We start from the raw sequence: 594 nt of genomic DNA, 5'->3' as shown, positions 1-594 counted from the left end.
AGGGCTTCGGCGGGGCGGCCGGTGGCGAGTTCCAGCAGGCCGCGGGCGTAGAGCAGTTCGTTCCACTCCCAGGAGCCCTCGCTGACTCCGGGGGTCTCGGCCACGGCGGCGGTGGCGAGTTGGCGGGCCTCGGCGAAGCGGCCTGTCTCCAGCAGGGCGAGGACTGCCTGGGAGGTGAGGTGGGAGTTGTTCAGGGCGAGTACGCCCAGGTGGTTCTCGGCGCTGTTCAACTCGGCCAGCAGCAGGGCGTACTGACCGCGCATCATCCGGCTCTCGGCGCGGACGCTGAGCAGGCACTGGTAGGCGGGGTGCAGGGGGGTGCCGCGGTGCGCGGCCAGTCCGTCGGCGACCAGCCCGTCGGCGAGCGGGAGCAGGTCGGCCCACTGGGCGAGGGTGGCGGCGGTGGCGTTGACGTAGCTGCGGGAGAAGGTGTCCGGCGTCCGGGTGGTCAACTGCTCGATCCGGTCCGCGGTTTCGGCGGGGGACAGCGCGCCGCTGGTGGCGTTGTACTCGGTCAGCATGCGGAGGGCGCCCGGGGCGAGGCCGTCGGGGGTGCGGGGCTTGGTCCGGCGGAGCCCTTCGGCCACCTGGAGC

The 594-nt window shown here is 73.4% G+C and carries 1 pseudogene; it reads right to left on the bottom strand.

The window, feature by feature from the left end:
• A pseudogene (locus ABD323_RS44040) lies at positions 1–594 on the bottom strand (helix-turn-helix transcriptional regulator); the annotation flags it as partial.

The sequence above is a fragment of the Kitasatospora nipponensis genome, from assembly GCF_039528135.1.
Classification (GTDB): Bacteria; Actinomycetota; Actinomycetes; order Streptomycetales; family Streptomycetaceae; genus Kitasatospora; species Kitasatospora nipponensis.
This window is presented reverse-complemented; position numbering and strand designations above follow the sequence as displayed.